Raw genomic sequence first — 15504 nt, forward strand, 5'->3', positions numbered from 1 at the left:
TACCGCACGTAATTAGGCGGCGAATAATACCAGAGCACACCGTCAGCGCAAGATGTCGCTTGCACCGACCGTCGTCTGCTAGGCTCGCCAGTTCTTGTAATGCCCTCCGAGACTTTCCGCGTGTCCGACGTCATCCTGCGCCTTGCCCTGCCCTCTCCGTTGCGCCGCCTGTTCGACTACAAGGCGCCAGCGAGCATGGCGCGCCAGGCTTTGACCCCGGGTATGCGCATTCGCGTGCCCTTCGGCCGCCGCGAAATGATCGGTGTGCTGGTAGAGGTGTGTACGCAAAGCGAAGTGCCTGCAGACAAACTGAAGCCGGCCAGTGCGCTGCTCGACCCGGTGTCACCCATTCCGGCCTCGCTGTTCAAGCTGTGCCTGTGGACCGCCCAGTACTACCAGCACAGCCTGGGTGACACCTTGAGCTGGGCCTTGCCGACCCTGCTGCGCCAGGGCGAACCGGCAGAAATGCGCCAGGAGCGTTTCTGGCACATTGCCCCCGGCGCCCGACTGGAAGACCCGCGCATTGCCCGCGCACCGCGCCAGCGCGACGCCCTCAAGACCCTGGCCCAGCACCCGCACGGCGTGGCCCACAGCCTGCTGGCCAAGCTCAACCTGAACAAGGACAGCCTCGACCTGCTGCTGGCCAAGGAGCTGGTACAGATCGAGGTACGCCGCCACCTGCCGGCGCTGCGCCATGAACACTGGCTAGCACAACCGGAGCTGCCGCTCAACGAAGAGCAACGCGACGCCTTCGACGCCGTGCGCGAGGGCTTTGACGGTTTTGGCGCGTTTCTGCTGGCCGGTGTCACCGGTAGCGGCAAGACCGAGGTCTACCTGCAGCTGATCCGCGAAACCCTGGAGGCCGGCAAGCAGGCGCTGGTGCTGATCCCGGAAATCAACCTCGGCCCACAAACCCTGGCGCGCTTCGAGCAACGCTTCAACGCACGCATTGCCCTGCTGCATTCGGCGGTGAACGACCGCGAACGCCTGGACGCCTGGCTGGCGGCGCGGGATGGCGAGGCCGACATCATCATCGGCACCCGTTCGGCACTGTTCACGCCCATGAAAAACCCCGGCCTGATCATTATCGACGAAGAGCACGACGGCTCTTATAAACAGCAGGAAGGCCTGCGCTACCACGCCCGCGACCTGGCGCTGGTGCGCGCCCACCAGGAGAACATCCCGATCCTGCTCGGCTCTGCCACGCCGTCGCTGGAAACCCTGCACAACGCCCTTACCGGCCGCTACCGCCTGCTGCGCATGAACCAGCGCGCCGGCGGCGCACGCCCGCCGCGCATGTTGCGCCTGGATGTAAAAAGCCTGCCGCTGGACAGCGGCATCAGCGGCCCGCTGCAGCAGGCCATCCGTCAAACCCTGGAAGCCGGCCAACAGGTGCTGGTGTTCCTCAACCGCCGCGGCTTCGCCCCGACCTTGCTGTGCCACGATTGCGGCTGGTTGTCGGAATGCCCGCGCTGCGATGCGCGCATGACCGTGCACCAGCGCTCCGGCGTGCTGCGCTGCCACCACTGCGGCTATGACGAACGCCTGCCGCACCAGTGCCCGCAATGCAACCACGTCGACCTGCGCCCGGTCGGCGCCGGCACCGAGCGCGCCGAAGAACGCCTGAAGGTGCTGTTCCCCGACTACCCGATCCTGCGCGTGGACCGCGACAGCACGGCGCGCAAGGACGCCATGCACAACCTGTTCAGCACGATCCAGAAGGGCCAGCCAAGCATCCTCGTGGGCACGCAGATGCTCGCCAAGGGCCACCACTTCCCGCGGGTCACCCTGGTGGCCATCCTTGATGCCGATGGCGGGCTGTTCTCTGGCGACTTCCGCGCCAGCGAGCGCATGGCGCAACTGATCGTGCAAGTGGCCGGGCGCGCCGGGCGGGCCGAAGAGCCCGGCAAGGTGATCATCCAGACCCACCTGGCCGACCACCCGCTGCTGGTGCAGCTTACCGAGCAGGGCTATTTCGCCTTTGCCGAACAGGCCCTGAACGAACGCCGCGCTGCCGGGCTGCCACCTTACTCACACCTGGCCCTGCTGCGCGCCGAAGCGCACAAGCCGGGGCAGGCCGAAGGCTTCCTTGACCAAGCCTGCGCCGCCGCCGAGCGCCTGGTGGCCGAGCAACGGTTGCCGGGGATCGAACTGCTTGGCCCGGTACCGGCGCCCATGGAACGCCGCGCCGGGCGCTTCCGCGCACAACTGTTGATACAGGCCAATACCCGGGCGCCTTTGCATCGACTGATCAGCGCCTGGTTGCTAGTGTTGGAACAAATGCCGAGCGGGCGCCAGGTACGCTGGTCGCTGGATGTCGACCCGGTAGACCTGTATTGAGCTGCAAGCTGCAAGCTGCAAGCTGCAAGCTGCAAGCTGCAAGCGAGAGCAGACAGGGACAGGCAGCGCGATCAAGCTTTTCCTTGTGGCTTGCAGCTTACAGCTTGAAGCTCAAAGGTTGGCAACCCGCTCCCAGCCACGGATAATGCCCAGTTTTTCCACCTGCGCATCCAAGCGCTCCACCGCGCTTGCGGTCGAAAAGAGATCCCCATGAAAGACACCATTCGCCAGCTGATCCAGCAAGCCCTCACCCAACTCGTCACCGACGGTGTGCTGCCTGAAGGGCTGTCGCCGGCGATCCAGGTGGAAAACGCCCGGGACAAGACCCACGGCGACTTCGCCAGCAACATCGCCATGATGCTGGCCAAGCCGGCCGGCATGAAGCCGCGCGACCTGGCCGAAAAACTGATCAACGCCCTGCCGGCCAGCGCCGACATCAGCAAGGTCGAGATCGCCGGCCCGGGCTTCCTCAACTTCTTCCAGAACACCGACGCCCTGGCCAACCGCCTGGATGCCGCCCTGGCTGACGCCCACCTGGGCGCACGCAAGGCCGGCCCGGCGCAAAAGGTGGTGATCGACATGTCGGCACCCAACCTGGCCAAAGAGATGCACGTCGGCCACCTGCGTTCGACCATCATCGGTGACAGTGTGGCGCGGGTGCTGGAGTTCCTTGGCGACAACGTGATCCGCCAGAACCACGTGGGCGACTGGGGCACCCAGTTCGGCATGTTGATGGCCTACCTGCAGGAAAACCCGATCACCAGCGACGAACTGTCGGACCTGGAAAACTTCTACCGCGCCGCCAAGAAGCGTTTCGACGAGTCCGAAGAATTCGCCACCCGCGCCCGCGGCCTGGTGGTCAAGCTGCAGGCCGGTGATCCGGACTGCCTGGCCCTGTGGACACGCTTCAAGGACATCTCGCTGTCGCACTGCCAGAAGACCTACGAGCTGCTCAACGTCAAGCTGACCATGGCTGACGTGATGGGCGAAAGCGCCTACAACGACGACCTGGCCAACGTGGTCGCCGACCTGAAGGCCAAGGGCCTGCTGGTCGAAGACCAAGGTGCCCAGTGCGTGTTCCTCGAAGAATTCAAGAACAGCGACGGCGACCCATTGCCGGTGATCGTGCAGAAGGCCGACGGCGGCTACCTGTACGCCACCACCGACCTGGCGGCCGTGCGTTACCGCAGCAACGTGCTCAAGGCTGACCGCGCCCTGTACTTCGTCGACCAGCGCCAAGCCCTGCACTTCAACCAGGTGTTTGAAGTGGCACGCCGCGCCGGCTTCGTCGGCCACCCGATGCAGATGGAGCACATGGGCTTCGGCACCATGAACGGCGCTGACGGCCGCCCGTTCAAGACCCGTGATGGCGGCACCGTAAAACTGATCGACCTGCTCACCGAAGCCAAGGATCGTGCCTACGCCCTGGTCAAGGAAAAGAACCCGACCCTGGCCGACGCAGACCTGCGCCACATCGGCGAAGTGGTAGGCATCGGCGCTGTGAAATATGCCGACCTGTCCAAGCACCGCACCAGTGACTACAGCTTCAACTTCGAACTGATGCTCAACTTCGAAGGCAACACGGCCCCTTACCTGCTGTACGCCTACACCCGCGTGGCCGGTGTGTTCCGCAAGCTGGGCAAGGGCTTTGACGAAGTCGACGGCAAGATCGTGCTGCAGGCCGCCCACGAGCAGGACCTGGCCGCACGCCTGGCGCAGTTTGGCGAAATCCTCAACAACGTCGCCGAAAAAGGGACGCCGCACGTGCTGTGCAGCTACCTGTACGACCTGGCCGGGCTGTTCTCCAGCTTCTACGAGAACTGCCCTATCCTTGCCGCTGAAACCCCGGAACAGCAGCAGAGCCGTCTGCGCCTGGCCGCCCTGACCGGCCGCACCCTCAAACAAGGTCTGGAACTGCTCGGCCTGGAAACCCTGGAGCGCATGTAAGTTGGCTGCCAAGAAAAAACCCGCACCAAAACGCGGCGCCAGCCGCCAGACGGCGCCGGCCAAACAGCCGATTCCCGGCTGGGTATGGCTGGCGGTCGGCCTGACCGTTGGCGCGTTCATCGTATTCCTGATGAAGCTCGAGCCCGGTGGCGATGACATCAAGCGCGCCAAGCCCGAGCAGCAGAAATCGGAAAAAGTGGCCGAAGCCGGCAAGCCCGCGCAGACCACGCAAGCCACCCCGCAACAGCCGGTGAAGCCGAAGTACGACTTCTACACCCTGTTGCCGGAATCCGAGGTGATCGTGCCACCAGAGGCGGTACCCGAGAAAACGCCACCCGTGCCGGCCCAGCCGGTCACCCCGGTGACTCCGGCCGAAGCGGCGAAGATTGACACCGCGCGCGCCCAGGCGGCACTGCTGGGGCAGACCCCGCCACCGGCGCCACCGGTGATCAAGCCAGCAGCGACCACCCAGTACTTCCTGCAGGCCGGCTCGTTCCGCAAGCAGGCTGATGCCGACAAGGTACGTGCGCAGATCATCCTGCTGGGGCAGTCGGTGAAGGTGGAATCGGGCACGGTCAAGGAAGAAACCTGGTACCGCGTGCTGGTCGGCCCGTTCAGCAACCGTGAACAGCTGACCGGGGCGCAGAAGCAGCTGGCAGGGGCCGGTTTCGGCAACCTGCTGTTGCAACAGCGACAGACTCGCCAGTAACACTTGGATGGGGGCGCTTTGTGCCCCTATCCGACCGGTCCGGCGCCCCGGCAAGGCCGCTCCTACAGGGACCGCGTAAACCTGACTGCAGGGACGCGGTCGATGTAGGAGCGGCCTTTAGCCGCGAATGGGCTGCAAAGCAGCCCCAGCAATCTCAACCCCGCCCCGCATTGCGCTCGGACACCTGGCTGTTCAGCGTCCAGAAGTCATACAGCACCCCCACCAGGAACAGCCCGCCGGTAAAGAAGTAGATGATCGCGGTCACCCACTTGCCTTGATACAGGCGATGCAGCCCAAACACCCCGAGGAAGGTCAGCAGGATCCAGGCGATGTTGTAGTCGATGCGCCCGGCCTGAAACCTCAGGTCGGCTTCACGGTCCATGGACGGGATCAGGAACAGGTCGATCAACCAACCGATGCCCAACAGGCCGAAGGTGAAGAACCAGATTGTCCCGGTCACCGGCTTGCCGTAATAGAAGCGGTGCGACCCGGTGAAGCCGAAAATCCACAGCAGGTAGCCAATGGTCTTGCTGTGCGTGTCGTGGTAGGGCGCCCCCTGCTGATAACTGTTCATGCGTGACCCTCGTCGGTTATTCGGAAAATTTTCTAAGAAAAAATGTGACTTTCTGGTCGCAGGCCGACGTATGGCAGGCCACCAATCGACCAACGGATCAGAAATTGATCAAAAAGCTGTTATAAAGTTGCGCGCCTAACACATAACTATTCATAAGAGCTTCAACTATGCCGCCTTTATTCAAGACATGGCTGACCCTCTGTCTATTATTGCCCTTGGCCGCCCACGCCACCAATCGTGAGCAACGTCTTCCCAATGGTTTCACCGGCTACACCAGCAATGCCTCGGTGAAACATGCGCCGGTCAAGCAGACCACCCTGCGCGCTCGCCCCGGCAACGCTGCCAATGCGCGCGCCGTGCAGGTAGCCGCCATGTCGCCGAAGCAGAGCAGCGACGTGCTCAGCCGCGCCGTAAATGTGCTCGGCACCCCGTACGTATGGGGCGGCAGCAGCCCGAAGAAGGGCTTTGATTGCAGCGGCCTGGTCAAGTATGCCTTCAACGACGTCGCCGACGTCGACCTGCCGCGCACCTCCAACGCCATGGCCCAGGGTCACGGCGTGAAGGTGGCCAAAGGTGACCTGAAGCCGGGCGACCTGATCTTCTTCAACATCAAGAGCCGCCGGGTGAACCACGTTGCCATCTACCTGGGCAACGACCGCTTCATCCACGCCCCCCGGCGCGGCAAGCGGGTGAGCATCGACAACCTGAGCAAGCCTTACTGGCAGAAGCATTACGTCGTGGCCAAGCGGGTGCTGCCGAAAGAGCAGCAGCTGAGCCTGGCCAAGCGCTGAGCTGAACGGCGTACTCCTGCTCTGGCCTCTTCGCGGGTAAACCCGCTCCTACAAAGCCCTGCGCTGGCCGTTGTAGGAGCGGGTTTACCCGCGAAGAGGCCAGAACAGGCACTAAAAATCGCTGATCAACCCCTTCTCCCTCAGCCCCCGCAAAGCTCCCTCCATCGTCCGCATCCCTTCCGCTCCACCCGCCTGCATCACCGAACACAACTGCGCCATCCGCCCCTCCCGCACCAGGTTGCGCACAGCCGGCGTCGCCACCAGCACCTCCCGCGCCGCCACTCGACCACCGCCCACACGCCTGACCAACACCTGCGCCACCACCAACCGCAACGACTCGGCCAGCATCGCCCGCACCAGCGATTTTTCCTCGGCAGCAAACCCCTCCACCAACCTGTCTATGCTGCCCGCCGCCGAACGTGTATGCACAGTCGCCAGCACCAGGTGCCCGGTCTCCGCCGCGCGCAACGCCAGGCGAATGGCCTCAAGGTCGCGCAACTCACCAATCATGATCACATCCGGGTCCTGCCGCAGCGCGCTGCGCAGCCCCTGGGCAAAACCGGCACTATCGCGGCCAACCTCACGCTGGTTGACCAGGCTGCGCTGGCTGCTGTGGATAACTTCTACAGGGTCTTCCAGGGTAATGATGTGCAGCGCCCGCTCGCGGTTGAGCTGGTCGAGCAGTGTCGCCAGCGTGCTGGACTTGCCGCTGCCGGTCGGCCCGCCCACCAGGATCAGGCCTTCACGACACTGCGCAACAGCTTGAAACACATCCACCAGATCGAGCTCATCCAGTGTGGCGATGCGCCCCGGGATCAGGCGAAACGTGACGGCAGGGCCTTTCAGCTGGCGGAACAGGTTCAAGCGAAAGCGCCCAAGCGCTGGCAACTCCAGGGCCAGGTCCAGCTCATCACCCTGTGCCCACTGCCTGCGCTGCTGGTCATCCAGCACGCCAACCATGGCCTCGCTCAAGGTATCGGCCCCAAAGGCCGGCAAATTCATGCGCTGCAACGCGCCATCCAGGCGCAACATCGGTATCTGGCCCGCCGCCAGGTGCAGGTCCGAAGCGCCCGCCTCCACGGCCCGGGCCAACAGGTCGGTCACATCCATGAGACTCCCCAAAGGCCTTCAAGTAGGTAGAATGCCGCAAACCCTACAGCTGCCGGCATCCGTCCATGTCCACCCTAGCAGACAACCTTTCCGCGATTTCCGCCCGTATCGCCAGTGCTGCCCAGGCAGCCGGGCGCGAGCCGGCCAGCGTCCAGCTGCTGGCCGTGAGCAAGACCAAGCCCGCCGCTGCCATCCGCGAGGTCCACGCCGCGGGTGTGCGCGACTTCGGGGAAAACTACCTACAGGAAGCGCTGACAAAGCAGCAGGAACTCGGCGACTTGCCCTTGATCTGGCACTTCATCGGCCCCATTCAGTCGAACAAGACCAAAGCCATCGCCGAGCATTTTGACTGGGTACATTCCGTGGACCGCCTGAAAATCGCCCAACGCCTGTCTGAGCAGCGCCCTGCCGGGTTGGCACCGCTGAATATCTGCCTGCAGGTGAACGTCAGTGGCGAAGACAGCAAGTCTGGCTGTGCGCCCGCCGACCTGCCGGCCCTGGCCCAGGCGGTAACCGCCCTGCCCAACCTGCGCCTGCGCGGGCTGATGGCCATCCCCGAACCCACCGATGACCGCGCCGCCCAAGAGGCCGCTTTTGCCAGCTTGCGTACCTTGCAGGAAGGCCTGGGCCTTGGCCTGGACACGCTGTCCATGGGCATGAGCCACGACCTGGAAGCGGCGATTGCACAGGGTGCGACGTGGGTGCGTATCGGCACCGCCCTGTTCGGCGCTCGCGGCTCACACAACGGCGGCCATAACTGATCGCATGCTTTACTCACTCTTTTCCACAAGGACCTGACATGAGCAACACTCGTATTGCCTTCATCGGCGCCGGCAACATGGCCGCCAGCCTGATCGGCGGCCTGCGTGCCCAGGGCCTGGACGCATCGCAGATCCGCGCCAGCGACCCGGGCGCCGAGAGCCGCAGCCGCATCCAGACCGAGCACGGCATCGAAACCTTCGAGGACAACGCCCAGGCCATCGACGGTGCCGATGTGATCGTGCTGGCGGTCAAGCCGCAGGTCATGAAAGCGGTGTGCCAGGCCCTACAACCCAACCTGCGCGATGGCCAGCTGATCGTTTCGATCGCCGCCGGTATCACCTGCGCCAGCCTGCAAAGCTGGGTAGGCGTCCGCCCGGTGGTGCGCTGCATGCCCAACACCCCGGCGCTGCTGCGCCAAGGCGTAAGCGGCCTGTACGCCACCGCCGAGGTAACCGGCGAACAGCGCCAGCAAGCCGAACAACTGCTGTCGGCCGTGGGCACCGCCCTGTGGCTGGAGCAGGAGCAGCAACTGGACGCGGTGACTGCCGTGTCCGGCAGCGGCCCGGCGTACTTCTTCCTGCTGATCGAGGCAATGACCGCAGCCGGCGAAAAACTCGGCCTGCCACGCGAAACCGCCTCGCAGCTGACCTTGCAGACCGCCCTGGGCGCTGCACGCATGGCCGTTGCCAGCGATGTCGATGCCGCCGAACTGCGCCGCCGGGTCACCTCGCCCGCCGGCACCACCGAGGCAGCAATCAAGTCGTTCCAGGCCAGCGGCTTCGAAGCCATTGTCGAGCAGGCGCTGCAGGCTGCAGCCACACGTTCCGCCGAGCTGGCCGAACAACTGGGCAAATAAGGAGCTCTAGATGAATGCATTGTCCGGCGCCGCGATCTTCGTGGTGCAAACCTTGGTCAGCCTGTACCTGGTGATCGTCCTGTTGCGCTTCGTGCTGCAACTGGTCAAGGCCAACTTCTACAACCCTCTGTGCCAGTTCGCGGTGCGCGCCACCCAGCCGCTGCTCAAGCCGATCCGCCGTATCATCCCCAGCATTGGCGGCCTGGACACCTCGTCGCTGCTGCTGGCGGTACTGATCCAGGCGCTGCTGATGGGCTTCGTGCTGATGGTCACCTATGGCACCTTCGGCGACGTCCTGCACCTGCTGATGTGGGCGATCATTGGCATCACCTCGCTGTTCCTGAAGATCTTCTGGGTGGCGATGATCGTCATGGTGATCGTCTCCTGGGTTGCGCCCAACAGCCACAACCCTGCCGCCGAGCTGGCCTATCAGATCAGCGAGCCGGTGCTGGCACCGTTCCGCCGCATCGTGCCCAACCTGGGCGGCATGGACATTTCACCGATCTTCGCCTTCCTGGCGATCCAGGTGATCCAGTCGTTCGTCATGCCGCCCCTGGCCGTCTATGCCGGCATGCCACAAGAGCTGTGGCGGATGATCTGAGCCTCGCCAGCCCCTGCTTGCTCCCCAGCCGCAAGCCTTTGCTTGCCGCTGGGGGTAGCGCTCTTTAGACTTACGCCTCCGTCAAGCGTGAGCAGGGTCGATGTCCACTGTCTTTCCCGAAGATTCCGTCGGTCTGGTAGTACCGCAAACCGCCCGGTTCGATGAACCGCTGGCCTTGGCCTGTGGCCGTTCGCTGGCCAGCTACGAGCTGGTCTACGAAACCTATGGCACCCTGAATGCCAGCGCGAGCAACGCCGTGCTGATCTGCCATGCCCTGTCCGGCCACCACCATGCCGCTGGCTACCATGCCGCCACCGACCGCAAGCCGGGCTGGTGGGACAGCTGCATCGGCCCCGGCAAGCCGATCGATACCAATCGTTTCTTCGTGGTCAGCCTGAACAACCTCGGCGGCTGCAACGGCAGCACCGGCCCCAGCAGCCTCAACCCCGCCACCGGCAAACCCTATGGCGCCGAGTTCCCGGTATTGACCGTGGAAGACTGGGTGCACAGCCAGGCACGCCTGGCCGACCGCCTGGGCATCCAGCAGTGGGCGGCCATCGTCGGCGGCAGCCTGGGTGGCATGCAGGCGCTGCAGTGGACCATGACCTACCCCGATCGCGTGCGCCACTGCGTCGACATCGCCTCGGCACCCAAGCTGTCGGCGCAGAACATCGCCTTCAACGAAGTGGCGCGCCAGGCCATCCTCACCGACCCGGAATTCCACGGTGGCTCGTTCCAGGACCAGGGCGTGATCCCCAAGCGCGGCCTGATGCTGGCGCGCATGGTCGGCCACATCACCTACCTGTCCGACGACTCGATGGGTGAAAAATTCGGCCGTGAGCTGAAGAGCGACAAGCTCAACTACGACTTCCACAGCGTCGAGTTCCAGGTTGAAAGCTACCTGCGCTACCAGGGCGAGGAGTTTTCCGGCCGTTTCGACGCCAATACCTACCTGCTGATGACCAAGGCGCTGGACTACTTCGACCCGGCTGCGGCCCACGGCGGCGACCTGGCGGCCACCCTGGCCCACGTCAAGGCGGATTACTGCATCATGTCGTTCACCACCGACTGGCGCTTCTCCCCGGCCCGTTCGCGCGAGATCGTCGATGCCCTGATGGCTGCACGCAAGAACGTCTGCTACCTGGAGATCGACTCGCCTTACGGCCACGATGCCTTCCTGATCCCTACGCCTCGCTACATGCAGGGTTTCTCGAACTACATGAACCGCATTGCCATCTGAGGACAGCATGAGAGCCGATCTGGAAATCATCCACGACTGGATCCCCGCCGGCAGCCGGGTACTCGACCTGGGCTGCGGCAGCGGCGAACTGCTGGCCTCGCTGCGTGACCGCAAGCAGGTCACCGGCTATGGCCTGGAGATCGACGCCGACAACATCGCCGCCTGCGTGGCCAAGGGTGTCAACGTCATCGAACAGGACCTGGACAAAGGCCTGGGCAACTTCGCCAGCAACAGTTTCGATGTAGTGATCATGACCCAGGCCCTGCAGGCCGTGGAGTACCCCGACCGCATCCTCGACGAGATGCTGCGCGTGGGCCGCCAGTGCATTATCACCTTCCCCAACTTCGGCCACTGGCGCTGCCGCTGGTACCTGGCGACCAAAGGCCGCATGCCGGTATCGGACTTCATGCCGTATACCTGGTACAACACGCCGAACATCCACTTCTGCACCTTCGCCGACTTCGAAGAACTGGTGCACGAGCGCCGGGCCAAGGTGCTCGACCGCCTGGCCGTCGACAACATGCACCGCAACGGGTGGGGCGGCCGGCTTTGGCCTAATCTTCTAGGTGAGATCGGCATCTATCGCGTCAGCAGCCCGGGCCTGCAAGAGCACCAGCTCGCGGTCTGACGCCCAGCGGAGGAATCGCCCCATGCGTCGCCTAGCCCTGTTCCTGATCAGCCTGTGCCTGGCCCTGCCGGTATTGGCTGCCGATGCCGCCCGCCCCGAGCGCAAGGAAGTGTTTGGCGACGTGACGGTGCACTACAGCGCCTTCACTTCGAGCATGCTGACCCCCGAGGTGGCTGCGGCCACTGGCCTGGTGCGCAGCAAGAACCAGGGCGTGCTGAACATTGCCGTGTTCAAGGCCAACAAACCCACCACGGCGCTGGTCAGCGGCACGGTCAAGGACCTGACCGGGCGCAGCAGCCCGCTGTCGTTCAAGCAGATTACCGAACAGGGCGCGGTGTACTACATCGCCCAGTTCAAGATCGACCAGGCAGAAACCGTCACCTTCGACCTGAATATCGAAACCGGCGGTGTCAGCAACTCCCTCAGCTTCAACCAGGAAGTGTTCCCAGGCGACTTATGAATTTCCAGCAACTCGTATTGGCCAGCCATAACGCCGGCAAACTCAAGGAACTCCAGGCCATGCTCGGCCAGTCGGTGCAACTGCGCTCGATCGGCGAATTCAGCCAAGTCGAGCCGGAAGAAACCGGCCTGTCGTTCGTCGAGAACGCCATCCTCAAGGCACGCAACGCCGCCCGTATTTCCGGCCTGCCGGCCCTGGCCGACGATTCCGGCCTGGCGGTGGACTTCCTCGGCGGCGCGCCGGGCATCTATTCGGCGCGCTATGCCGACGGCAAAGGTGACGCGGCAAACAACGCCAAGCTGCTCGCAGCTCTGAAAGACGTGCCGGAAGCCGAACGTGGCGCGCAGTTCGTGTGCGTGCTGGCACTGGTGCGCCATGCCGACGACCCGCTGCCAATCCTCTGCGAAGGCCTGTGGCACGGGCGCATCATGTTCGAGGCCAGCGGTGAGCACGGCTTTGGCTACGACCCGCTGTTCTGGGTACCGGAGCGTAACTGCTCCAGCGCCGACCTGGCGCCGGTGGACAAGAACCAGCTCAGCCACCGCGCCCGCGCCATGGCCCTGCTGCGCCAACGTCTGGGTCTGGCATGATCGCAACGCTGTCTACCCCCGGCGCGGCGGGCTTTACCAGCCTGCCGCCGCTGGCGCTGTACATCCACATCCCGTGGTGCGTGCGCAAATGCCCTTACTGCGACTTCAACTCCCACGCCGCAGGCCCTGAGCTGCCGGAAGACGCCTACGTCGCCGCGCTGCTGACCGACCTCGACCAGGAAATGGCCGCCGTGCAAGGCCGGCCGATCAGCTCGATCTTCTTCGGTGGTGGCACGCCAAGCCTGTTCAGCGCCGACGCCCTGGGCCGCTTGCTGCGCGGTGTGGAGCAGCGCATCCCGTTCGCGCCAGACATCGAAATTACCCTGGAAGCCAACCCGGGCACCTTCGAGCAGGACAAGTTCAAGGCCTACCGGCAGACCGGCATCAACCGCCTGTCCATTGGCGTGCAGAGCTTCCAGCCGGCCAAGCTGCAGGCGCTGGGGCGCATCCACAATGGCGATGAAGCGGTGCGTGCCGCCGGTATGGCGCGTGCGGCCGGCTTCGACAACTTCAACATGGACCTGATGCACGGCCTGCCCGACCAGTCGCTGGACGATGCACTCGGCGATCTGCGCCAGGCCATCGACCTGGGGCCAACGCACCTGTCCTGGTACCAGCTGACCGTGGAACCGAACACGGTGTTCTGGAACCAGCCGCCAGAGCTGCCCGAGGACGACATCCTCTGGGACATCCAGGAAGCCGGCCAGGCACTGATGGCCGAGCACGGCTTTCGCCAATACGAGGTCTCGGCTTACGCCCAGGCGGGCCGCGCCGCGCAGCACAACCTCAACTACTGGCGCTTTGGCGACTTCATCGGCATTGGTGCCGGTGCCCACGGCAAGCTGACCTTCGCCGACGGGCGCATCCTGCGCACCTGGAAGACCCGCCTGCCCAAGGACTACCTGAACCTGGCCAAGCCGTACAAGGCTGGCGAAAAGCTGCTGCCGGTGGACGAACTGCCGTTCGAGTTTCTGATGAACGCCCTGCGCCTGACTGATGGCGTGGAAGCCGAGCTGTTCACCCAGCGCACCGGCCTGCCCCTGACGCAGCTACGCGAAGCACGCCGCGCCGCCGAACAAAAGGGCCTTTTGCAGGTCGAACCGGATCGACTGGTGGCCACGCCAAGGGGCCAGTTGTTCCTCAATGACCTGCTGCAGTATTTCTTGACCTAAGGATGACCCATGGATCTGGTACTTGATCTGCTCGCGACGGTTTCCCGCTGGAGCCGCAGCAACCTGTCGGAGATTTCACTGGCCTTGGTAGGCTGCCTGCTGGTGCTGTTCGGCACCGATGTCAAAGGCTGGGCCGAACAGCGCCTGGGCAGCCTGGCGGGCGCCCTGCGCGTGCCGTTCATGGCCGTGATGGTGATGGTCGGCAGCGGTGCAGCGTTGATCTATGCCACCCCGTGGGTGGTGAAGGGGTTGAGCCAGTTCAACAATTACGCACTGGCGCCGGTGTTGTTGGTGGTAGTGGTGTTGATTGGCGTGGTGGCGGACCGCCGCGGTTGAGGCACAGTCTTGCTGTATCTTTGTAGAGGATGGGTTCTAAAAGCTGCCCTGGGAACCAGGGCAGCCCTACCACCTGACTAGCCCTTAGCGGGCATCATCGAAATGGTCGCGCATGAAGTCCCGGACGGTCTTGAGCATTATCAAGATCCGGATAAGCTTCCAGACGCGGCTCAGCGCATCAAGCAAACGCTTCATATGCCTTGGCCTCCGTGTTGGCGGGCCAGTCCTCCAGCATCTAACCGGTACTTCGATGCCTTCGAAAACCCGGTGGCGATTTTCAGTGAAGTGGCCAGGTTAATGGCCCTTCGAAAAACATTGACCGGCACGGTTCTCAGGCCGTGTCGAAGGGGCCGGAAAGCAACATTCTTCTCTTACCCGGCCCATCACTGAATCTTTCCACAAGGGAGCCATGCGATGATACGTGGAGTAGCCACCCAAAGCTGTTAACCGCTCCGACACACGTGATGCCGGATGTTTCAATGCATTGACGCGCTTTCGTAGGCTACCTATGATCCTTCTACCAGGTGGCGATTTTCAGTGAAGTCCCGGAGCGAAGGATACTCAGTCCTGTCGCTCCCATAAAAAACCGCTCTTCTCAGAGCGGTTTTTTTTCGCCTGCATTTCTACAGGTCTAAGCGTACCGAAAGGCCGAATCAGCCGATCAATCCACCTTCTCGAACTTCAAATCCCACACCCCATGCCCCAGCCGCTCGCCGCGGCGTTCGAACTTGGTGATCGGGCGCTCTTCCGGGCGTGGCACGTAGGTACCGTCTTCGGCACGGTTGCGATAGCCCGGGGCTGCGCTCATCACTTCCAGCATGTACTCGGCATACGGCTCCCAGTCGGTAGCCATGTGGAACACACCACCGGGCTTGAGCTTGCGCCGTACCAGCTCGGCGAACTCCAGTTGGACGATGCGGCGTTTGTGGTGGCGCGCCTTGTGCCAAGGGTCGGGGAAGAACAGCATCAGGCGGTCGAGGCTGTTGTCCGCCACGCAGCGGTTCAGCACTTCGATGGCATCACAGTCATACACCCGCAGGTTCTTCAGCCCCTGGGTCAGCACGCCGTTGAGCAGCGCGCCTACACCCGGACGGTGCACTTCCACACCGATAAAGTCCTGTTCAGGCGCGGCAGCCGCCATTTCCAGCAAGGAATGCCCCATGCCGAAGCCGATCTCCAGGGTGCGCGGCGCCGAACGGCCGAACACCTGGTCATAGTCCACCGCGCTGTCAGCCAGCGGCAGGATGTACAGCGGGCCGCCCTGGTCCAGGCCGCGTTGCTGGCCTTCGGTCATGCGCCCGGCGCGCATCACGAAGCTCTTGATGCGGCGGTGTGGGCGGGCGTCGCCTTCGGCGGCGATCGGCGTATCTTGCGAGTCAGTCATCTGG

At 63.8% G+C, this 15504-nt stretch carries 16 protein-coding genes; 13 read left to right on the plus strand and 3 right to left on the minus strand.

Going from position 1 to position 15504, the window contains the following annotated elements; all coding sequences use genetic code 11:
• Positions 1 to 120: 120 nt before the first annotated feature.
• The 3 genes from ACIP02_RS01285 (at position 121) to ACIP02_RS01295 (ending at position 4996) form a co-directional block, all read left to right on the plus strand.
• Positions 121 to 2340 (plus strand): primosomal protein N', encoded by a 2220-nt coding sequence (locus tag ACIP02_RS01285; RefSeq protein WP_400612451.1) that lies wholly within the window; start codon positions 121 to 123, stop codon positions 2338 to 2340.
• A 210-nt stretch (positions 2341 to 2550) separates the two neighbouring features.
• Complete coding sequence (argS, locus tag ACIP02_RS01290; protein ID WP_400612453.1) at positions 2551 to 4287, plus strand: arginine--tRNA ligase; 1737 nt, start codon at positions 2551 to 2553, stop codon at positions 4285 to 4287.
• A 1-nt stretch (position 4288) separates the two neighbouring features.
• Positions 4289 to 4996 carry an SPOR domain-containing protein gene (locus ACIP02_RS01295; RefSeq protein WP_201201974.1) on the plus strand — a complete coding sequence of 236 codons (708 nt, stop codon included), beginning with the start codon at positions 4289 to 4291 and terminating at the stop codon, positions 4994 to 4996.
• Positions 4997 to 5150: 154 nt separating this feature from the next.
• Here ACIP02_RS01295 and ACIP02_RS01300 read toward each other — a convergent pair whose 3' ends face one another.
• Entirely contained in the window at positions 5151 to 5570 is a 420-nt protein-coding gene (locus ACIP02_RS01300) for an NINE protein (protein ID WP_400612455.1), read from the minus strand.
• Positions 5571 to 5737: 167 nt separating this feature from the next.
• Between ACIP02_RS01300 and ACIP02_RS01305 the strand changes: the two genes are divergently transcribed.
• Positions 5738 to 6361 carry a C40 family peptidase gene (locus ACIP02_RS01305; RefSeq protein WP_400612457.1) on the plus strand — a complete coding sequence of 208 codons (624 nt, stop codon included), beginning with the start codon at positions 5738 to 5740 and terminating at the stop codon, positions 6359 to 6361.
• Positions 6362 to 6472: 111 nt separating this feature from the next.
• Here the strand turns inward: ACIP02_RS01305 and ACIP02_RS01310 are convergent, their stop codons facing one another.
• Positions 6473 to 7471 carry a type IV pilus twitching motility protein PilT gene (locus ACIP02_RS01310; protein ID WP_400612460.1) on the minus strand — a complete coding sequence of 333 codons (999 nt, stop codon included), beginning with the start codon at positions 7469 to 7471 and terminating at the stop codon, positions 6473 to 6475.
• Between the two features lie 65 nt (positions 7472 to 7536).
• Between ACIP02_RS01310 and ACIP02_RS01315 the strand changes: the two genes are divergently transcribed.
• From ACIP02_RS01315 to ACIP02_RS01355, 9 genes are all read left to right on the plus strand, one after another.
• A complete protein-coding gene (locus tag ACIP02_RS01315) occupies positions 7537 to 8232 on the plus strand; it encodes a YggS family pyridoxal phosphate-dependent enzyme (RefSeq protein WP_400612462.1) in 696 nt (231 codons plus the stop codon).
• 38 nt (positions 8233 to 8270) lie between these two features.
• Entirely contained in the window at positions 8271 to 9089 is an 819-nt protein-coding gene (gene proC, locus ACIP02_RS01320) for a pyrroline-5-carboxylate reductase (RefSeq protein WP_400612465.1), read from the plus strand.
• Positions 9090 to 9099: 10 nt separating this feature from the next.
• The gene (locus ACIP02_RS01325) at positions 9100 to 9690 is read left to right on the plus strand and encodes a YggT family protein (protein WP_400612467.1); all 591 of its coding nucleotides are present in this window, start codon (positions 9100 to 9102) and stop codon (positions 9688 to 9690) included.
• A 100-nt stretch (positions 9691 to 9790) separates the two neighbouring features.
• Positions 9791 to 10930: a homoserine O-acetyltransferase gene (locus ACIP02_RS01330; protein WP_400612469.1), complete on the plus strand. Its 1140-nt coding sequence runs from the start codon at positions 9791 to 9793 to the stop codon at positions 10928 to 10930.
• Positions 10931 to 10937: 7 nt separating this feature from the next.
• Positions 10938 to 11558, plus strand: a complete 621-nt coding sequence (gene metW / locus ACIP02_RS01335) for a methionine biosynthesis protein MetW (RefSeq protein ID WP_284353119.1) — start codon at positions 10938 to 10940, stop codon at positions 11556 to 11558.
• A 22-nt stretch (positions 11559 to 11580) separates the two neighbouring features.
• Positions 11581 to 12018: a DUF4426 domain-containing protein gene (locus tag ACIP02_RS01340; RefSeq protein WP_400612471.1), complete on the plus strand. Its 438-nt coding sequence runs from the start codon at positions 11581 to 11583 to the stop codon at positions 12016 to 12018.
• Entirely contained in the window at positions 12015 to 12608 is a 594-nt protein-coding gene (rdgB, locus tag ACIP02_RS01345) for an RdgB/HAM1 family non-canonical purine NTP pyrophosphatase (RefSeq protein ID WP_400612473.1), read from the plus strand. Before ACIP02_RS01340 ends, rdgB begins: the two co-directional genes overlap by 4 nt.
• Complete coding sequence (hemW, locus tag ACIP02_RS01350; protein WP_400612475.1) at positions 12605 to 13780, plus strand: radical SAM family heme chaperone HemW; 1176 nt, start codon at positions 12605 to 12607, stop codon at positions 13778 to 13780. The genes rdgB and hemW overlap by 4 nt, the downstream gene beginning before the upstream one ends.
• 9 nt (positions 13781 to 13789) lie before the next feature.
• On the plus strand, positions 13790 to 14116 hold the full coding sequence (locus tag ACIP02_RS01355) for a DUF3392 family protein (protein WP_400612478.1): 327 nt from the start codon (positions 13790 to 13792) through the stop codon (positions 14114 to 14116).
• 661 nt (positions 14117 to 14777) lie between these two features.
• On the opposite strand, the gene trmB is transcribed toward ACIP02_RS01355, so the two are convergent.
• On the minus strand, positions 14778 to 15500 hold the full coding sequence (gene trmB, locus ACIP02_RS01360; RefSeq protein ID WP_400612481.1) for a tRNA (guanosine(46)-N7)-methyltransferase TrmB: 723 nt from the start codon (positions 15498 to 15500) through the stop codon (positions 14778 to 14780).
• Between the last annotated feature and the right edge of the window lie 4 nt (positions 15501 to 15504).

Origin of the sequence: Pseudomonas sp. NPDC089408 (assembly GCF_044749445.1) — a bacterium.
Taxonomy (GTDB): domain Bacteria; phylum Pseudomonadota; class Gammaproteobacteria; order Pseudomonadales; family Pseudomonadaceae; genus Aquipseudomonas.

Excerpts from the sequence above, each read along its gene's own strand:
- argS (WP_400612453.1), top strand. The coding sequence starts at position 2,551 with ATGAAAGACACCATTCGCCAGCTGATCCAGCAAGCCCTCACCCAACTC.
- ACIP02_RS01300 (WP_400612455.1), bottom strand. The coding sequence starts at position 5,570 with ATGAACAGTTATCAGCAGGGGGCGCCCTACCACGACACGCACAGCAAG.
- ACIP02_RS01305 (WP_400612457.1), top strand. The coding sequence starts at position 5,738 with ATGCCGCCTTTATTCAAGACATGGCTGACCCTCTGTCTATTATTGCCC.
- ACIP02_RS01310 (WP_400612460.1), bottom strand. The coding sequence starts at position 7,471 with ATGGATGTGACCGACCTGTTGGCCCGGGCCGTGGAGGCGGGCGCTTCG.
- ACIP02_RS01315 (WP_400612462.1), top strand. The coding sequence starts at position 7,537 with ATGTCCACCCTAGCAGACAACCTTTCCGCGATTTCCGCCCGTATCGCC.
- proC (WP_400612465.1), top strand. The coding sequence starts at position 8,271 with ATGAGCAACACTCGTATTGCCTTCATCGGCGCCGGCAACATGGCCGCC.
- ACIP02_RS01325 (WP_400612467.1), top strand. The coding sequence starts at position 9,100 with ATGAATGCATTGTCCGGCGCCGCGATCTTCGTGGTGCAAACCTTGGTC.
- ACIP02_RS01330 (WP_400612469.1), top strand. The coding sequence starts at position 9,791 with ATGTCCACTGTCTTTCCCGAAGATTCCGTCGGTCTGGTAGTACCGCAA.
- metW (WP_284353119.1), top strand. The coding sequence starts at position 10,938 with ATGAGAGCCGATCTGGAAATCATCCACGACTGGATCCCCGCCGGCAGC.
- ACIP02_RS01340 (WP_400612471.1), top strand. The coding sequence starts at position 11,581 with ATGCGTCGCCTAGCCCTGTTCCTGATCAGCCTGTGCCTGGCCCTGCCG.
- rdgB (WP_400612473.1), top strand. The coding sequence starts at position 12,015 with ATGAATTTCCAGCAACTCGTATTGGCCAGCCATAACGCCGGCAAACTC.
- hemW (WP_400612475.1), top strand. The coding sequence starts at position 12,605 with ATGATCGCAACGCTGTCTACCCCCGGCGCGGCGGGCTTTACCAGCCTG.
- ACIP02_RS01355 (WP_400612478.1), top strand. The coding sequence starts at position 13,790 with ATGGATCTGGTACTTGATCTGCTCGCGACGGTTTCCCGCTGGAGCCGC.
- trmB (WP_400612481.1), bottom strand. The coding sequence starts at position 15,500 with ATGACTGACTCGCAAGATACGCCGATCGCCGCCGAAGGCGACGCCCGC.